At 70.9% G+C, this 16,754-nt stretch carries 13 protein-coding genes and 1 pseudogene; 11 read left to right on the top strand and 3 right to left on the bottom strand.

The features are described 5' to 3' along the window. Positions 1-87: 87 nt before the first annotated feature. Positions 88-717, bottom strand: a pseudogene (locus ACIPWY_RS37690) (DUF5753 domain-containing protein); the annotation flags it as partial. Positions 718-909: 192 nt separating this feature from the next. On the opposite strand from ACIPWY_RS37690, the gene ACIPWY_RS37685 reads away from it, so the two are divergent. Further along, positions 910-1,254, top strand: coding sequence for a DUF6415 family natural product biosynthesis protein (locus ACIPWY_RS37685; RefSeq protein WP_393705681.1), 345 nt, complete (start codon positions 910-912; stop codon positions 1,252-1,254). Positions 1,255-1,598: 344 nt separating this feature from the next. Here ACIPWY_RS37685 and ACIPWY_RS37680 read toward each other — a convergent pair whose 3' ends face one another. Further along, entirely contained in the window at positions 1,599-2,003 is a 405-nt protein-coding gene (locus tag ACIPWY_RS37680) for a nuclear transport factor 2 family protein (RefSeq protein WP_362909837.1), read from the bottom strand. 613 nt (positions 2,004-2,616) lie between these two features. Beyond that, complete coding sequence (locus tag ACIPWY_RS37675) at positions 2,617-3,345, bottom strand: FCD domain-containing protein (RefSeq protein ID WP_362909840.1); 729 nt, start codon at positions 3,343-3,345, stop codon at positions 2,617-2,619. A gap of 204 nt (positions 3,346-3,549) precedes the next feature. Here ACIPWY_RS37675 and ACIPWY_RS37670 point away from each other — a divergent pair, with 204 nt between their 5' ends. The 10 genes from ACIPWY_RS37670 to ACIPWY_RS37625 all read left to right on the top strand — a co-directional run bounded on the left by ACIPWY_RS37670 (position 3,550) and on the right by ACIPWY_RS37625 (position 16,486). Then, positions 3,550-4,464, top strand: a complete 915-nt coding sequence (locus ACIPWY_RS37670; RefSeq protein ID WP_393705682.1) for an aldose 1-epimerase family protein — start codon at positions 3,550-3,552, stop codon at positions 4,462-4,464. A 93-nt stretch (positions 4,465-4,557) separates the two neighbouring features. Further along, positions 4,558-5,973: a sugar porter family MFS transporter gene (locus ACIPWY_RS37665; protein ID WP_393705683.1), complete on the top strand. Its 1,416-nt coding sequence runs from the start codon at positions 4,558-4,560 to the stop codon at positions 5,971-5,973. Continuing rightward, positions 5,970-6,728 carry an SDR family NAD(P)-dependent oxidoreductase gene (locus ACIPWY_RS37660; RefSeq protein WP_389550535.1) on the top strand — a complete coding sequence of 253 codons (759 nt, stop codon included), beginning with the start codon at positions 5,970-5,972 and terminating at the stop codon, positions 6,726-6,728. The genes ACIPWY_RS37665 and ACIPWY_RS37660 overlap by 4 nt, the downstream gene beginning before the upstream one ends. A 57-nt stretch (positions 6,729-6,785) precedes the next feature. Beyond that, the gene (gene dgoD, locus ACIPWY_RS37655; RefSeq protein WP_393705684.1) at positions 6,786-7,931 is read left to right on the top strand and encodes a galactonate dehydratase; all 1,146 of its coding nucleotides are present in this window, start codon (positions 6,786-6,788) and stop codon (positions 7,929-7,931) included. 11 nt (positions 7,932-7,942) lie between these two features. Then, positions 7,943-8,800 carry an SMP-30/gluconolactonase/LRE family protein gene (locus ACIPWY_RS37650; protein WP_393705685.1) on the top strand — a complete coding sequence of 286 codons (858 nt, stop codon included), beginning with the start codon at positions 7,943-7,945 and terminating at the stop codon, positions 8,798-8,800. Positions 8,801-9,078: 278 nt separating this feature from the next. Continuing rightward, on the top strand, positions 9,079-11,178 hold the full coding sequence (locus ACIPWY_RS37645) for a glycoside hydrolase family 27 protein (RefSeq protein WP_393705686.1): 2,100 nt from the start codon (positions 9,079-9,081) through the stop codon (positions 11,176-11,178). Between the two features lie 80 nt (positions 11,179-11,258). Next, on the top strand, positions 11,259-12,557 hold the full coding sequence (locus tag ACIPWY_RS37640) for an ABC transporter substrate-binding protein (protein WP_393705687.1): 1,299 nt from the start codon (positions 11,259-11,261) through the stop codon (positions 12,555-12,557). Between the two features lies 1 nt (position 12,558). Next, the gene (locus tag ACIPWY_RS37635) at positions 12,559-13,503 is read left to right on the top strand and encodes a carbohydrate ABC transporter permease (protein ID WP_393705688.1); all 945 of its coding nucleotides are present in this window, start codon (positions 12,559-12,561) and stop codon (positions 13,501-13,503) included. Then, positions 13,503-14,345, top strand: a complete 843-nt coding sequence (locus ACIPWY_RS37630; RefSeq protein WP_393705689.1) for a carbohydrate ABC transporter permease — start codon at positions 13,503-13,505, stop codon at positions 14,343-14,345. Before ACIPWY_RS37635 ends, ACIPWY_RS37630 begins: the two co-directional genes overlap by 1 nt. Beyond that, complete coding sequence (locus ACIPWY_RS37625; protein WP_401536816.1) at positions 14,342-16,486, top strand: alpha-galactosidase; 2,145 nt, start codon at positions 14,342-14,344, stop codon at positions 16,484-16,486. Before ACIPWY_RS37630 ends, ACIPWY_RS37625 begins: the two co-directional genes overlap by 4 nt. Positions 16,487-16,754: the final 268 nt, after the last annotated feature.

Below are 16,754 nucleotides of genomic sequence, written 5' to 3'. Positions count from 1 at the left end.
CGGCCAAAGGTCCCATCACCCCAAATCTGCAGGTCATAGCCAGTGCGCCGCATCCGTTATGCGGTTGGGCGGATCCTCTCGCCCGCCTCAGCGCAGCGCGTCGATGGCCTTCACGATCAGCGCTCGTGCGTCTGCCCCGTACACGGCCATGCTGCGCAGCTCGGAGAACGCGCTCAGGTACTGGTCGGTCTCCGACTGCTGTTTGATCCGCACCTGAGCCGTCACCAGCTCCACGGACACGAGCTTGTCGTCATACACGTGGAACGTCTCGCGCGGCCACTGGCGCCGCTCGACGGTGTCTGAGGGAATGATGCCGAGCGAGACCCCGGGCAGGGCTCCGGCCGTCAGCAGATGGCCAAGCTGTGCGGCCATCGCCGCGGCGTCGCCGAGCTGGTAGTGGAGGCTTGCTTCCTCGACGACGAACAGGAAGCGGCGGCCCTGCTCGTGCAGAATCTTCGACCGGTCGATCCGGGCCTGCGCTGCCGCCGGGCTGTCGTCGACTTCCAGGGCGTGTGACCGCGCGGAGATGTGCAGGATGCCGGCCGCGTAGCCGACGGTCTGCAGGAGCCCGGGGACGAGCGTCGCCGAGTACACGCGGAAGAGGTGCGAGTTGGTGAACAGGCGGCCGGTTGTGATCTGGAGCTGCTTGAGCCCGTGGCGGACGTGCTGTCGCCACTCGGTGTACATGGCCTCCGCGTCGATGGACTGCTCGACGAGGCATGGATGAACACCAACATCGGCCCCGCGGGTTATCAGGTCAAGGGCTCGAACTGGCCACTGGCCTGCACAGTGTGAATCCGTGTACATCGGTGAACATTCCTGGAGGTGGCACACGACGCAGTCCTAGCGTCGATGCACGCGGCAACGACCACCGCTCGATGACGAGCGGGATAGCCCTGCGGAGGCGCCGTGCCCAGCACTCAACCTCGTGCTCTCAATGCTCCGGACAGAATCCCCGCCCTCCTCGCGGACGCCTTCTCGGCGAACCAGGACCGCCCGGACCCTCAGTCCAGGGAGCGGCTCAGCCTGGAACTGCGGTCCGAGATCCGGCGGTTGCTGCCCAAGGTCCAGGCCCAGATGGACGCCATCACCCCGCGCACGCGCGCCTGGTACGCCAGGGACACGGCCATCGACGCGGCACGCGAGGAGCTCACCAAGGGACTCAGCCCCAGCAGCCTCGCCGCGTGCCTCACCATCACCGAACTCGGACGCAGGCTCCGCGCCCTGGACGAGTTCGCCGGAGGCGAGTCGTGAGCCGCGAGGGCGTGCGGTTCTGCTGGACGTGTCAGAAGCCGATCCGGCCCGGCGAGAAGACACGGAAGACCGACGTGTTCAGCGCGTCCGGGCCTGGCGCCACTGTGGAGTTCCACGCCCCGCTATGCCCGGTCGCTCCGCCCCCGTACCAGCGGGCGCCCGTCTTGCGCCGCCACTAGACCCCCGCCACCGGGTGCCGAAGTTTGATCGGCGGTGGGACGGGGCGGCCCGCTCGTCGGCCGAGCAGTGGGAGCGGCCCGCCCAACATGAACCGCCTACCCCGTAGTCCCAACTTCGACAAAGTGACAGGCTCGTCACCCGGCTGACCCGAGCAAGCCCAAGAATCAGGCTCCGGCGATGGTCCGGCCGGGCATCGACTCCGCGAGCGCGGCCCGCCAGGCCGGCACGCCGAAGGGGTCGGCGAAGTACTGCGTCTCGTGCACCACTTGCTGGTCAGCAAATTCCATGATGCTCACCGCGTACGAAGGCACACCGTCGTAGGTGATGAGGCATTCGCTCACCCACAGATTCGCATGGCCGGTGATCCGCTGGACGGCGAAGTGTCGGTCCGCCGGGTGCCCGCCGCGTTGCTCCGAGATCGCCGCTCGGCCTCGGAACCGCTCGCCCGACTGCGGGTAGTCCAGGATCGCGTCCGTGGCGTAGATGGCGTGCTCGGCTCCGGTGTCCCCGCGTTCCGAGGCCCGCCAATGCTCCTCGACCGCAGCCCTGGTCCGGGAGTCAGCATCCATGGCACCGCCCTTCCGTAGCGGTGACAGCCTAGGCGGTCCGGCCACAGCCGACCCGGGGCCGGCCGGGCCTGGGCAGCCAGGTCCTCCCTTTGGCCGGATCGGAGCACCCGGACCGGTCTGAACAGCCGACTCGCTTCGCACGACCTCTTCTGGCATCTCGCGCCCGGCACTGTCCCCACCGACACGTCTGGGTCCGCCACAGCTTCACCGACGTGTGGATCTCGCCTCGTCAGCGGCAGTGGCTGGCACTCGCGACCAACGGGCTCTGCTCCACCCGCGGCCGCCAGCCCTTGACAGACATCCGCAACGCCTTCCGCGAGCTGTGCGCCTGCCGAGAATGTCGTCCATGCAGCTCAGGAGCCTGTTCGGTGATGCAGCAGGATAAGTACCGGTGCGGGCAACGACCAGAAGCGCCCCGTCTCCGGCGCGCAGGCATAGACGGGACGCGTCGTGGGGGCGGGCTGCTCCTGCGTCGCGGCCATCACGACGATGACCGCGGCGACGGCGACGAGCGCCGCGCTGTAGATTCCGGGCCTGATCACTCCCGCGCCAAGAGGCCCGTAGCGCCCCGCGGAAAACCGAGTTGAGGCCGCCGCGCGGGCGGCCCGCCGCCTCAGCCCTGGCCGGACGCCGCACGAGCCTGGCCGCGCACGGCCAGGTCGAGGTCGCGGTCCGCCTTCACCAGCAGGTCCGTCATGGCCGCACCCGAGCGCGCGGCGTCGCGGTCCCGGATCGCGTCCAGGACGGCGCGGTGACTGGGCACCGGGTCGTCGGCGCAGCCGTGCTCACCGTGCACGATGCTGTCGCGCGCCCGCAGTGCGGGGGCCATCAGGTCGTGCAGCATGGCCAGCATCTCGTTGCCGGACGCGACGAGGAGTGCGTGATGGAAGTCGGAGTCGGCGGCCACCGCCTCGGCCGCGTCGTCGCCGGCCCGCGCCATGCGGTCAAGTGCCGCTTCGAGGTCGCCCAGTTGTTGTTCGGTGCGGCGCTCGGCGGCCCGGCGCACAGCGGCAGGTTCGACGATGGAGCGCATCTCCGCGAGGTCGCGCAGGACCGCGTCCGCCTCACCGCCCGCGATGCGCCAGCGGATCACATCCGCGTCGAGGACGTTCCACTCGGTGCGCGGCCGGACGAAGGTGCCGCGCTTCTGACGGGAGGCGACCAGGCCCTTGCCCGCGAGGACCTTGAGCGCCTCGCGGATGACGGTGAGGCTGACGCCCATGCTGTCGACCAGGGTGCGCGGATCGAGGGTGGCGCCGGCAGCCACCTCGCCCCCGACCACCCGGGAGCCGAGCGATTCGACGACGCCTCCGTGCACTCCGCGCCCGGCGTAGGACACCATGCTCCGCTCCCCTCCGGTGCGACGGGCCGACTGCCGGTCGCGCCACCTCCGGCGGCCAATTTAATTCATAATTTTTCGAAGCTCAACCGGGGGATCCCACGCGGACCCACCTGGAGAATTAATTATGAATAATCCTTGACGGGGACCGGTGCCGAGTGGTGCAGTCCTGGTCGTAGCCCTTCCGTACGCCCCGAGGAACGACCGTTGCCCCACACCCCGCTGCCGCTGTCCGGCACCCAGCTCCCGCTTTCCGCCGGGCCGTACACCGCGACCGTCGCGGGCGTCGGCGCCACACTGCGCGAACTGGCCCATGACGGACGGCCGTTGATCCTCCGCTTCGACGCCGACGAACCGGCGCCCGCCGCCCACGGACAGCTCCTCGCGCCCTGGCCCAACCGACTGGCGCAGGGACGCTACGCATTCGACGGCGCCGAGCACCAACTCCCCCTGGACGAACGGGAACCCCCGGCCGCACTGCACGGCCTCGTCGCGTGGCAGACCTGGACACCGCAGCCGCGTGACGACGCCCACGGGGTCCGTCTCGCCCTCGACCTGGCAGCCCGCCCCGGCTATCCCTTCGCGCTGCGGCTGCTCGCCGAGTACCGCCTGGCCGCGGACAGCGGGCTCACCGCCCGCGTCACCGTGGTCAACCGGTCGTCGCGGCCGACCCCCTTCGGCCTCGGCGCCCATCCGTACCTGACCTTCGGCGGCTCCATCGACCGGTGCTCCGTGCAGCTGTCCGCCGATCAGTGTCTGCACCCCGATGCCCGCATGCTGCCCGACGGGAAACCGCGCCCGGTCGAAGGAACCCCTCACGACCTGCGCAGCCCAAGGCAGTTGACCGGCACGGTGCTCAATCACGCCTACACCGGGCTGCACCGCGACAGCGACGGCCTGGCGTGGGCCCGCCTCCTCGCCCCCGAAGGCGACGCCGTCGACCTCTGGGCCGACGCGTCCTTCGGCTGGCTCCAGCTCTACACCGCCGACCACTTCGGGCGGACCGGTCTCGCCGTGGAACCGATGACCTGCCCGCCCGACGCGTTCAACAGCGGCCATGACGTGATCGTCCTCGCCCCCGGCGAACAGTGGTCCGCCGCTTGGGGCATCCGCGTGCCTTGACCACCCCCACCACACGTCCCGTCCCGGCCCGCCCTGCGAAGCGGGCCGCCCATCCGGAAAGCCCTCTCCGGGAAGAACCATCCGGGAAAGAACATGACGCACCTTCGAACGCTTCCCCCCACCTACGCCACCGGACGCCCGCCCCACCTCACCCACGTCGTCTTCGTCGCCGCCGCGGCCGCGATGGGCGGCTTCCTCTTCGGCTACGACAGTTCGGTGATCAACGGCGCCGTGGAGGCCGTCCGCGACCGCTACGACGTCGGGCCCGCGGCGCTCGCCCAGGTCATCGCCATCGCCCTGATCGGCTCGGCCGCCGGAGCGGCGGTAGCCGGGCGCCTCGCCGACCGCGTCGGGCGCATCCGCTGCATGCGCATCGCGGCTGCGTTGTTCACCGTCAGCTCCATCGGCTCCCCCGTGCCGTTCGGCCTGTGGGACCTGTCGTTGTGGCGGGTGATCGGCGGCTTCGGCATCGGTATGGCCTCCGTGATCGGTCCCGCCTACATAGCGGAGGTCGCCCCTCCCGCGTACCGGGGACGTCTCGCCGCGTTCCAGCAGGCGGCCATCGTCCTGGGTATCGCCGTGTCCCAGCTCGTCAACTGGCTGATCCTCACACTCGCCGACGACGACCAGCGTGGCCGCCTGGCCGGCCTTGAAGCCTGGCAGTGGATGCTCGGTGTGATGGTGGTGCCCGCGCTCGTCTACGGAATCCTCTCCTTCGCCATTCCCGAGTCTCCCCGGCACCTGATCGCCCGCGGCGCCATGGACGAGGCGCGCCGGGTGCTCGCCCGTCTCGAGGGCGAGGGTCCCGCGCTCGACGTACGTATCACCGAGATCCGTGAGCACATGAGCCGCGACCGCCGCTCGACCTTCCGCGATCTGCGCGGCAAGGCGGCGGGGCTGCGCGGCATCGTATGGGTCGGCATCGGCCTGGCACTGTTCCAGCAACTCGTCGGCATCAACGTGGCGTTCTACTACTCGGCGACGCTGTGGCAGTCGGTGGGCATCGACCCGAGCAGCTCGTTCCTGTACTCGTTCACGACGTCGCTCATCAACATCGTCGGCACGGTCGTCGCGATGCTGCTGGTGGACCGGGTGGGACGCAAGCCGCTGATCCTGGCGGGCTCGGCCGGGATGACGCTCGCGCTCGGTTGTGAGGCGTGGGCGTTCTCCGCGGACCTCGTCGACGGCCGGCTCCCGCACACCCAAGGACTCGTGGCGCTGGTCGCGGCCCATGTCTTCGTGCTGTGCTTCGCCTCGTCGTGGGGTGTCGTGCTGTGGGTCGTGCTCGGCGAGATGTTCCCGGCCTCGATCCGCGCCGCCGCACTCGGTGTGTCCTCGTCCGTCGTATGGGTGGCCAACTGGGTGATCACCGCGTCGTTCCCGAGCCTCTCCGACTGGAGCCTGGGCGGGACGTATCTGATCTACGCAGCCTTCGCGCTGCTCTCCCTGCCCTTCGCAGCGAAGTGCGTGCGCGAGACCCGGGGCAGGACTCTCGAGGAGATGGGATGACCGGCATGCAACGCTTCACCGATCAGGTCGCTGTGGTGACCGGGGCCGCCGTCGGCATCGGCGCGGCCACGGCGGCCCGGCTCGCCTCCGAGGGCGCGGCCGTCGTGCTCAGCGACATCGATGCCGAGCGCGGCGAACGGACGGCCGCCGAGTTGCGTGAACAGGGCGCCCGCGCCTCGTTCGTACGGGCCGATGTGGCCGACGCGGCTGACTGGGAACGCGTGCTGGACGCGGCCCACGCCTACGGCCCGGTGCGGGTCCTCGTCTCCAACGCGTACACCGTGGAGCTGGCCCCGGCCGGCGAGATGACCCAGGCCTCCTGGGAGCGGCAGGTCGCCGTCAACCTCACCGGTGGGTTCCTCGGCTTCAAGGCTGTGCAGCCCGACATGTCGGAGCATGGCGGCTCAGTCGTCTACACCTCGTCCGTGCACGCGCACATGGGGCTCCCGGGTCGGCCGGCGTACGCCGCGACCAAGGGCGCCGTGCTCTCACTGTGCAGTCAACTGGCCGTGGAGTACGGCCCGTCGATCCGCGTGAACGCCGTGCTGCCCGGACCGATCCTGACCGGCGCCTGGGACGGCATCGATGAGGAGAGCCGGGCGCGGAGTGTCGCCGAGACGGCAGCCCGGCGCTTCGGCACACCGGAAGACGTCGCGGCGGCCATCGCCTTCCTCGCCTCCGCCGAGGCCGGCTTCGTGACCGGCACCAGCCTGCTCGTCGACGGCGGCTGGAGCGTCGTCAAGGCCTCCTCCTGACGACCTGACGGACTCCCGCCCCTCCGATCTCAACCCGCCGAAAGGTGCACACGCCCCGTGAAGATCGCTCGCATCGAAACGTTCCAGCTACCCCCGCGCTGGCTGTTCTGTCGTATCGAGACGGATGACGGCATCGTCGGGTGGGGCGAGCCCGTTGTCGAGGGCCGGGCCGAGGTGGTGCGCACCGCCGTCGACACCCTCGCCGAATACCTCGTCGGCCAGGACCCGTTGCGCATCCAGGACCACTGGCAGGTCCTCACCAAGGGCGGCTTCTACCGGGGCGGTCCGGTGCTCTCCAGCGCGGTGGCCGGGATCGACCAGGCGTTGTGGGACATCGCGGGCCAGGCCTACGGCGCGCCCGTGCACGCGCTGCTCGGCGGGCCCGTGCGCGACTCGGTCAGGGTGTACGCGTGGGTGGGCGGCGACGAACCGGCCCAGGTGGCCGAGGAGATCAGTGCCCAGATCGAGCACGGCTTCACCGCGGTCAAGATGAACGCCTCGGGCCGGGTCTCCCCGATGCCGGGCCCCGCGGAGATCGAGGAGGTGGTCCAGCGCGTCGCCACCGCGCGCGAGGTGCTCGGCCCCGGCCGTGACGTCGCCGTCGACTTCCACGGCCGGTTCACCCCGGCCGGGGCGCGCCAAGTCCTCGACGGGATCGCGCCGCTGCGCCCGCTGTTCGCCGAGGAACCCCTGCTGCCCGAGCACGGGCATCTGCTGCCGCGTCTGGTGCAGGGCACGAGTGTGCCCGTCGCGACCGGTGAACGCCTGTACGGCAGAGAGGAGTTCCTGCCCGCACTGCAGGCCGGCATCGCCGTGGCGCAGCCTGATCTGTCGCACGCGGGCGGCATCTCGGAGGTGCACCGCATCGCTTCGCTGGCCGACACGTTCGGGGTGCTCCTCGCGCCGCACTGCCCGCTGGGCCCGATCGCCCTCGCCTCCAGCCTCCAAGTCGCCTTCGCCACGCCCAACTTCCTCATCCAGGAACAGAGCCGGGGCATCCACTACAACCGCTCGGCCGACCTGCTCTCGTACGTCCTCGATCCGGAACCGTTCCGCTTCACCGACGGCCACGCGCACCGCACGACGCTGCCGGGCCTCGGAGTACGGGTGGACGAGGCCGCGGTGCGCAAGGCCGACAGCTCCGCGCACCGGTGGCGCAATCCTGTGTGGCGGCACGACGACGGGAGCTTCGCGGAATGGTGACCCCAAGCCCTGTGGGCACGGAACGACTGGAACTCGGCGAGGGCGTGCGCTGGACGGAGCGCGGTCTCGTCCTCACGGACATCCTCACCGGCCGGCTGCTGTCCGCCGACCTCACCGGCGCCACCTTGCGGGAAGAACTGCGTCTGCCGTTCCCGCTGGGTGCGGTCGCGCCCGTGGCCGGAGCGCCGGACACATGGATCGCCGCGGCCGACACCGGCATCTGCCTGCTGCGGGCCGGCGAGTCGCCTCACTGGCTGCTGCGCCCGGAACAGGACCCGGCGGGGCCGTTCCGGATGAACGACGCGGTGGCCGACCCGTCGGGGCGCTTCTGGGCCGGCTTCATGGCGTACGACGCGGCTCCCGGCCGGGGCGGGCTGCTCCGCGTGGACCGCGACGGGACCGTCACCCAGGCGCTCGACGGGCTGAGCGTGCCCAACGGGCCGGCGTTCACGGCGGACGGCCGGACCATGTACCTCGCGGACAGCCCACTTGGGCGCATCCTGCGCCACCGTGTGGACCCGGAGACGGGCGACGTCGACGAGGGCGAGGTCTTCGCGACCGTGGGAACCGGCAGCCCGGACGGCATGGCGGTGGACCAGGACGGCGGGCTGTGGAGCGCCGTCTGGGGAGCGGGAGTGCTCCACCACTACCGCGCTGACGGGCGGTTGGACGAGGTCGTCCCCGTTCCCGTACGACAGCCGGCCGGTCTGTGCCTGGGCGGCGCGGACGGTCGGACCCTGTTCGTGACGAGCGCGCACATCGGCCTCGACGAACCCGGCCCGCTGGACGGCGCGCTGCTGCGCTTGCGGGTCGCTGTCCCGGGCGCGTCCGCCTGCGCGTTCCGGCCCGGCTCCGGGCTGCTCGGCTAGGACGAGACCACACGGCCGACGAGCCGACCGGAACGCCCCTGCGCGGGCGGCGAGTCCGGCCGGCTCGTCGGCATGCCCGCGGACGGTGGGACCGCGCCACGGGCGCCGGGCCGCACGAACGATCGCGACGGTCACATCCCTCTCTCGATTTTTCGTTAATTAGGAATTGTTATTGACAGGGTCGGCCCCTGCGGCAACAGTCGTCCGAGCGCTTCCCAACCGGCTCCCACACCGGCGGACGGCGCCACCCACGTCGGTCATCACCTCAGGAGAGCTCTGTGACTTCACCCCGCGCAGCGACGACCGGGACGGCCACCCTCGCCGCCCTCCTCGTCGCGGCCGTGCTGTCGCCGGCGGTCCCGGCCGCCGCGGCCGACCGCCCTCCGGCACCCCACGAGCCCACCCCCACATCCCTCGCCCCGACCCCGTACATGGGCTGGAACACCTACTTCGGCCTGGGCGCGCCCACCGAGAAAGACGTCAAGAGCGTCGCCGACTTCCTCCTGAGCAGCGGACTCAAGAAGAGCGGCTACGACATCGTGTGGCTGGACGGCGGCTGGCAGGCCGACACCCCACGCGACGCCGAGGGCCACCTCGCCGCGAACCGCGAGCGCTTCCCGTCCGGCATCCCGTCCCTCGTGGACTACTTGCACCGCCGCGGCCTCAAGGCCGGGATCTACACGGACGCCGGGACGTACGACGGCGGCAAGAGCTGCGGGCTCGGCAGCCGCGGCCACTACACCGACGACGCCCGGCAGTTCGCCGACTGGAAGGTCGACGCGATCAAGGTCGACTTCCTGTGCGGCATCACCGAGAAGGCCGATCCGGAGCCGGCATTCAAGGAGTTCAGCGCGGCCGTCCGCAAGACGGGCCGGCCCATGCTGCTCAACCTGTGCAACCCGCTCACGGACGACTGGGGCGTGCCGCACACCCCGGCGCAGGACGCGCACAACTCGTACCAGTTCGGGCCCCGGTTGGCGGACTCCTGGCGCACCGGCACCGACGTCGCCTGGGGCACGCCGCACGAGAACCAGTGGCCGAACATCCTGCGCAACATGGACGCCAACATGGCGCACCCTGAGGCGCAGACCCCCGGTCACTACAACGACCCGGACTACCTCATCCCGCTGCGCAAGCTGGAGGACGGCACACCCGAGCTCACCACCGAGGAGTCCACGACTCAGCTCGTCATGTGGGCACTGATGGGTTCGCCGCTGGTCATCGGCTCCGATCCCCGCACCCTGCCGCGGGACATGATCGACACGCTGCGCAACCCGGAGATCATCGACGTCGACCAGGACCCGCTCGCCGTCCAGGGCGTGCGCGTGGCGAGCGACGCGACCGGCGACGTCTACAGCAAGGTCCTCCAGGGGGCGGGCCACCGGGCCGTCGCCCTGCTCAACCGCTCCGACACGGCGGCGCGCCTCACCGTCGGCTTCGCCGACGCGGGTCTGACCGGTCCTGTGCGGGTGCGCGATCTGCGGGCCCGCACGGACCGCGGCGTCCACGACGGCTCGTACACGGTCGAGGTCCCCGCCCACGGCACGGCCTTCCTGAAGCTGGACGGCGAGGACACCGCGCCGGGCACGCGTCTGGGTGTGCGCTCGCCAGCCGATCCGGCCGCCGTCGGCGACGACGTGTTCTCCACCACCGCCTCCGGAACGGTGGTTGAGAACGGGACCTCGCTGGGACGTCCCGGCGACGGTCGTGTCATGGGCAGGCCGGTGGCTCGCGCCAACGGCAAGGGACGTACCGAGGTGTACGTACGCGCCACCGACGGCCACCTGTACCGCAGGCAGATCACCGACGGCCGGGCCGTCGGCGACTGGCGGCGCGTCGCGGGCCCGGCCGTCTCCTCCGCTCCCGCGACGGCCGGAACCGGCACGGCCCCCGACGCTCTCACCGTGCGCGGCGAGGACGGCGGCCTCCTCGTCCGCTCGGCCGCGGGCGACTGGCAGCGGCTCGGCACCCCCGACGGTCTCGGCCTGTACGACGACCCGGCGGCCGTGACCGATGCCGACGGGCGCGTGCATGTCGCGGTGCGCGCCACCGACAGCGCCGTGTGGACCCGCGTCCGCGACACCGACGGCTCCTGGTCCCCCTGGGCCTCGCTCGGCGGAGCCACCAGCGCCTCGCCCGCCCTCGCCCTCGACGGCGACACCGTACGACTCGTGTCCCGGGCCGGCGACTACACCGTGTGGCAGCGCTCGCTCACCGCGGGCCAGGGCGACGACGCGTGGAGCGGCTGGTCCAAGCGCACCGAGTTCGCCAGCGCGGCCCTCGCGGGCACGGCCTCCCTCACCGGCACGCCGCTGACCGCCACGTTCCGGGGTGTCGACGGGCAGCTGTGGCAGGCCCCGCTGCCCGCGTCCGACTGACCGGCAGACCTTCTCCCCCACTCGCACACCGCCCGGGACCGCCACCGCACGGTCCGGTCCCGGGCCTTCCAGGAGTCACCATGTCCCCCTTGCCCACCTGTAGTTCACGTCCCAGCAGACGGCGCCTGCTCACCGGCGTCGGAGCCCTCGGCGCCGGTGCCGCACTGAGCGGCTGCGTCACGTCCGTACGCTCCAACGTCTCCTCCGGCGGCGACGTCACCCTGCAGTCCAACCTCTCGGCACCACAGGCGAAGACCGCGCTGCAGAAGGTCGTCGACGGCTTCAACCAGCGCGGCGGCGCCTCGGCCTCCCTGAACACCGTGGCCTCGGAGACCTTCCGCACTCAGCTGCCCACCTACCTGACCTCGGCCAACCCGCCCGATCTGTACACCTGGTACCCGGGTTCGGTGGCCGACTCGTACGCGCGCCGCGACCTCCTGCTCAACCTCGACGACGTGTGGCAGAGCCCGGACCTGTCCCGCTACAGCAAGGCGCTCAAGAGCCTGTGCACGTCGCGCGCGGGCCACAAGGTGTTCGTGCCGACGAGCTACTACTGGTGGGGCTTCTTCTACCGGAAGTCCAACTTCAGGAAGTGGGGCGTGGACGAGCCGCACACCTGGGACGACTTCCTCGACCTGTGCGAGACCCTGCAGCGCAAGAAGGTCACCCCCATCGGGCTCGGCGCGGGCAGCGGCACCGCGTGGGTCGCGTCCTCCTGGTTCGACTACCTCAACATCCGCATCAACGGCGCCCAGTACCACCGCGACCTGCTCGCGGGCGGGCACCGCTTCGACGACACGGAAGTGCGGCGCGTCTTCGACCGCTGGGACGAGGCACGCCCCTTCATCGACAAGCGCGGCACCGCCCTCGCCTTCCAGGACGCCACCACCGAACTGCTCCAGGGACGTACGGGCATGATGCTCATCGGCACGTTCTTCGCCGACTCCGTGCCCAAGGACCAGCTCGACGACATCGACTTCTTCCGGTTCCCCGAGATCGACCCGAAGGTGCCGATGGCCGAAGAGGCGCCCACCGACGGCTACTTCGCCGGCGCGCGCACCCCGCGCGGGCGCCAGACCAAGGAGTTCCTGCGCTACCTCGCCACCGCAGAGGCGCAGGAGACCTACCTCAAGAGCTCCTCCGGCACCGCGCTGCCGACGCATCCCGACGCCAAGGACAGCGGGACCGCCCTGGTGAAGAAGGGCCGCGCCCTCGTCGAGTCGGCCGCCGAGGTCACCCAGTTCTTCAACCGTGACTCCAGCGACGAGCTCTCCCCCACCGCCGACACCGCCCTCATCCGCTATCTGTCCGAGCCGGACCGCATCGCGTCGACCCTGACCACGTGGCAGCGGGACGCCGAGAAGATCTGGGGGAAGTGACATGGCCCTCCTCGACACCGATACCCGCCCGGCCGCGGGCCCGCGCAAGACGTCGTCCACCCGCCGCCCGCGCCGGGGCGCCGCCACCCGCGTACCGCCCCTCGTCGTCGCCTTCGTCCTCGTCCCCCTGCTCGCCGAGGGCTTCTGGGTGTTCTGGCCCGCCCTCCAGGGCTTCTATCTCGCGATCACCGACTGGGACGGCATCTCCGCCGCCCACCTGATCGGCCTCGGCAACTTCCGCGAGATGGCGCACGACACGGTCTTCTGGCACGCCCTGGCCAACACGGCGAAGTGGCTGGTGCTGTTCGGCGGTCTGTCCGCGGTACTCGGGCTCGGCGCCGCCCTGCTGCTCCAGCAGGAGCGCCGCGGCGTCGGCTTCTACCGCGCCGCGCTCTTCCTGCCCGTCGTCTTCTCGCTCGTCGCCACCGCCCTCGTCTGGCAGGCGATGTACCAGCCGGACGGACTCATCAACCAGGTCCTGGAAGGCGTCGGCCTCGACAACCTCACCCGCTCCTGGCTCGCCGACCGCGACACCGCCCTGTACGCGGTCCTGCTGCCCGCGCTGTGGCGGCAGATCGGGTACGTGATGGTCCTCTACCTGGCCGGTCTCAAGGGCATCGACCCGATGCTGTACGAGGCCGCCAAGGTCGACGGCGCCAGTCGTCTCCAGCAGTTCCGGCACGTCACACTCCCCCAGCTCAAGAGCGTCAACGCGGTCGTCCTCTCGGTCATCGTCATCGACTCGCTGCGCTCCTTCGACGTGGTCTGGTCGCTGACCCGCGGCGGCCCGTACCACTCCTCCGAGCTCCTGAGCACCTACATGTACTCGACGGCGTTCCAGTCGCTGCGCCTCGGCTACGGCTCCGCGCTCGCCGTCGTCATCTTCCTGCTGGCCTTCGGCGTCATCGCCTCCTATCTCGTCCGCGCCTTCCGGGAGGCCGACTGATGAACAGCCCCACCCTGCTGCGCCGCCGCGCCGCCACGGCCGGTTTCCACCTCGGCGCGGGAGCCCTCGCCGTGCTGTGGCTCGTTCCGATCGTCCTCGTCGTGATCACCGCGACCCGCACCTTCGACGACATCGCCGCCAACGGCCTCGGCTCGGCACCGCACTCCTTCAGCGTCGACGGTTTCCGTCAGGCCTGGACCGAGGGCGGACAGAAGCAGGCCCTGATCAACAGCCTGCTCGTCACCGTACCCAGCGTCCTGATCTCCCTGCTGCTCGCGTCGATGGCCGCGTTCGCGCTCAGCCGCTACTCCCTGCCGGGTCGGCGCACCCTGCTGCTCGTCATGCTGGCAGGCAACCTCCTGCCCCCGCAGATCCTGCTCATCCCCGTCGCCAAGATGAGCGAACTCGTCGGCATCTACGACTCGTTGTGGGCTCTCATCGGCGTGCAGGTCGGTTTCGGCATCGGCTTCTACGTCTTCGTGCTGCACGGCTTCATGCGGTCGATCCCGCCGGAGGTGCAGCAGGCGGCGGTGATCGACGGGGCCGGGCCCGCGACGATCTACTGGCGGATCGTGCTGCCGCTGGCCCGCCCCGCCCTCGCCGCCCTCAGCGCCCTGTCCTTCACCTGGATCTTCAACGACCTGCTGTGGGCGATCAGCGTGCTCCGTACGGAGACACACATGCCGATCACGGCGTCGCTGATCAATCTGCAGGGCCAGTACGTCTCGCAGTGGAACGTGATCGCGGCGGGCTCCGTCATCGCCGCGGCCCCGACCGTCCTCGTCTTCCTCCGCTTCCAGCGCCACTTCGTGGCCGGCCTCAATCTTGGAGCAGTCAAGTGAGCACCACCGACCGCCCGTCGGACCGCTGGGTCCTGCGCACGGCCACCACCGTCTACGCCGTCACACTGGGCGGGGACGGCGAGGGCGACGGTCCCGGCGCGGGGATCTGGCCCGAGCTGGCGGTGTGGGGGCCGAAGGGCGCGGAGGACGGCCCGGCCCCACTGGAGTGGTCGCGCCGCACGCACTTCGTCACGCCCGCCGACCTGGCGCCCGCCGAGTACATCCCGCACGGCCTTCGCCCGTTCAACGGCGCCGACCTGACCGCGAGCCGCCCCGGTCGCGAACGCGGAGTCTGGTGGCGCTTCACCGAGGCGTGCCAGGAGAACGACACCGCCCTCGACCTCACCTTCGACGACGACGTCCTCGGCCTGCGCGTCACGGTCCGCTACGCCATCGTCCCCGGCACCGACGTCATCCGCCGCTGGTCCGAACTGACCTGCACGGGCGACGAGACGCTACGCCTGGAGCGGATCGACTCGGCGGCCGTCAACGTGCCCGTGTCGGCGCAGGGCACCCGCGTCACGTACCTGACCGGCCAGTGGTCGCAGGAGTCCAGCTTCACGCAGACGCAACTGACGCGCGGCACACTGGAGTTCGGCAGCACCCAGGGCGTACCGGGTCACGCCTACGCACCCTGGCTCGCGGTACAGGACGCGGCGCACCCGGACCGTGGCCCCGACTCCCCCACGTACGGCATCGCCCTGGAATGGGCGGGCAACTGGCACATGGCCGTCGACGCGGAGCCCGGTGGCGCAGTGCGGGTGCGCGCGGGTCGGGTCCCGCACGAGGGTGCCGTGCTGCTGGCCCCCGGCGAGATACTGGTGACGCCCAAGCTGGCCTGCGCGTTCAGCCCGGACGGCCTGGACGGCCTGTCCCGCGTCTGGCACCGCTACGAACGCCATCTGGCGGGCGACCGGCTCACCCGCCGCCGCCCCGTCCTCTACAACTCGTGGGAGGCGACCGAGTTCGACGTGCGGGCCGACCACCAGCTCACGCTCGCCCGCCGGGCCGCGGACCTGGGCGCGGAGCTGTTCGTGGTCGACGACGGCTGGTTCACCGGCCGACTCGACGACACGGGCGGACTGGGCGACTGGCACCCCGATCCCGCACTGTTCCCCCAGGGCTTCGACCGCTTCATCGACGACGTACGCGCCCTCGGCCTCGACTTCGGACTGTGGGTGGAGCCCGAGGCGGTCAGCCCTGCGTCGAAGCTCTACGCCGAACGCCCGGACTGGATCTACCAGTTGCCGCACCGCACAGGCCGCCGCATCCGCAACCAGCTCCTCCTGGACCTCGGCCGCGAGGACGTCCAGGACTTCGTCCTCGGCACCCTCGACCGACTCCTTGGGCGCTACGACATCTCGTACCTGAAGTGGGACATGAACCGTCCGCCCACCGAACGCGGCCGCCCCGGACCGGAGTCGGCGCAGCAGCTCGACCTCGACGCCGCGCACGTGGCGGGCTACCTCCGCGTCCTGGACCACCTCCGCGCCCACCACCCGCACGTCACCGTCGAGGGCTGTGCGGGCGGCGGCGGCCGGATCGACCACACGACGCTCGCCCGCACCGACGTGGTGTGGCCGAGCGACAACACCTCCCCGCTCGACCGGCTCCGGATCCAGTACGGCTACCTCCACGCACACGCGCCGCACACCATGAGCTCCTGGGTCACCGACGCGCAGGGGTTGTTCGACCCACGTCCGCGCTCTCTCGCGTTCCGTTTCGTCAGCGCTATGACGGGCGTCCTCGGCATCGGTGCCGACCTCGGCACGTGGAGCGAGGAACAACTGACGTCGGCCGCACGGTGGATCGCTCGCTACAAGGACGTCCGGGACGTCGTCCACCAGGGCGACACCTACGTCCTGGGCTCGCCGGACGAGCCGACATTCGGCGTCGAGTCCGTCGCGCCCGACGGGGCCCGTGTCGTGGTCGCCGCCCTGAGCACGGGCCGGCTCGACGGATCGCCACTGGTCCCGGGCCGCCCCGATCGCCTGCGTCTCAAGGGAGTTGATGCCGGGGCGCGGTACCGCGACGAGACCGATGGCCAGGAGTACGGCGGCACGTACCTGCGCCACGTCGGCCTGCCGTTCTGCTGGAGCGCCGAGCACGACGCCGAACTCACGGTGCTGCGCCGCCTGTGACGCACGTCGAAAGGGCGGGCCTCCGGCCGGACCCGAGGACCGATGGCCGTATCGTTTCAGGCCCGAAGACTGGCGAACCAGCCACCCCGGCCACCTGTCGCCGACCTCCAGGCCCACCGGATCCGGCGACAACCCATCCCCGGAGGCCTGATCGACCAGTACGAGAGAACCGCCCGACCCAACGGCCTCGCCGCAGCTCACAGCACCGAATCGTATTTTCGAGCGGCACAGGGAGCCGGCCTGCGTCCAACCCCAACCCCAGTTCGCT

Origin of the sequence: Streptomyces sp. NPDC090032 (genome assembly GCF_044748025.1) — a bacterium.
Lineage (GTDB): Bacteria > Actinomycetota > Actinomycetes > Streptomycetales > Streptomycetaceae > Streptomyces.
Note: the sequence above shows the minus strand (reverse complement) of the source record. Positions and strands in the feature narration are given on the sequence as shown.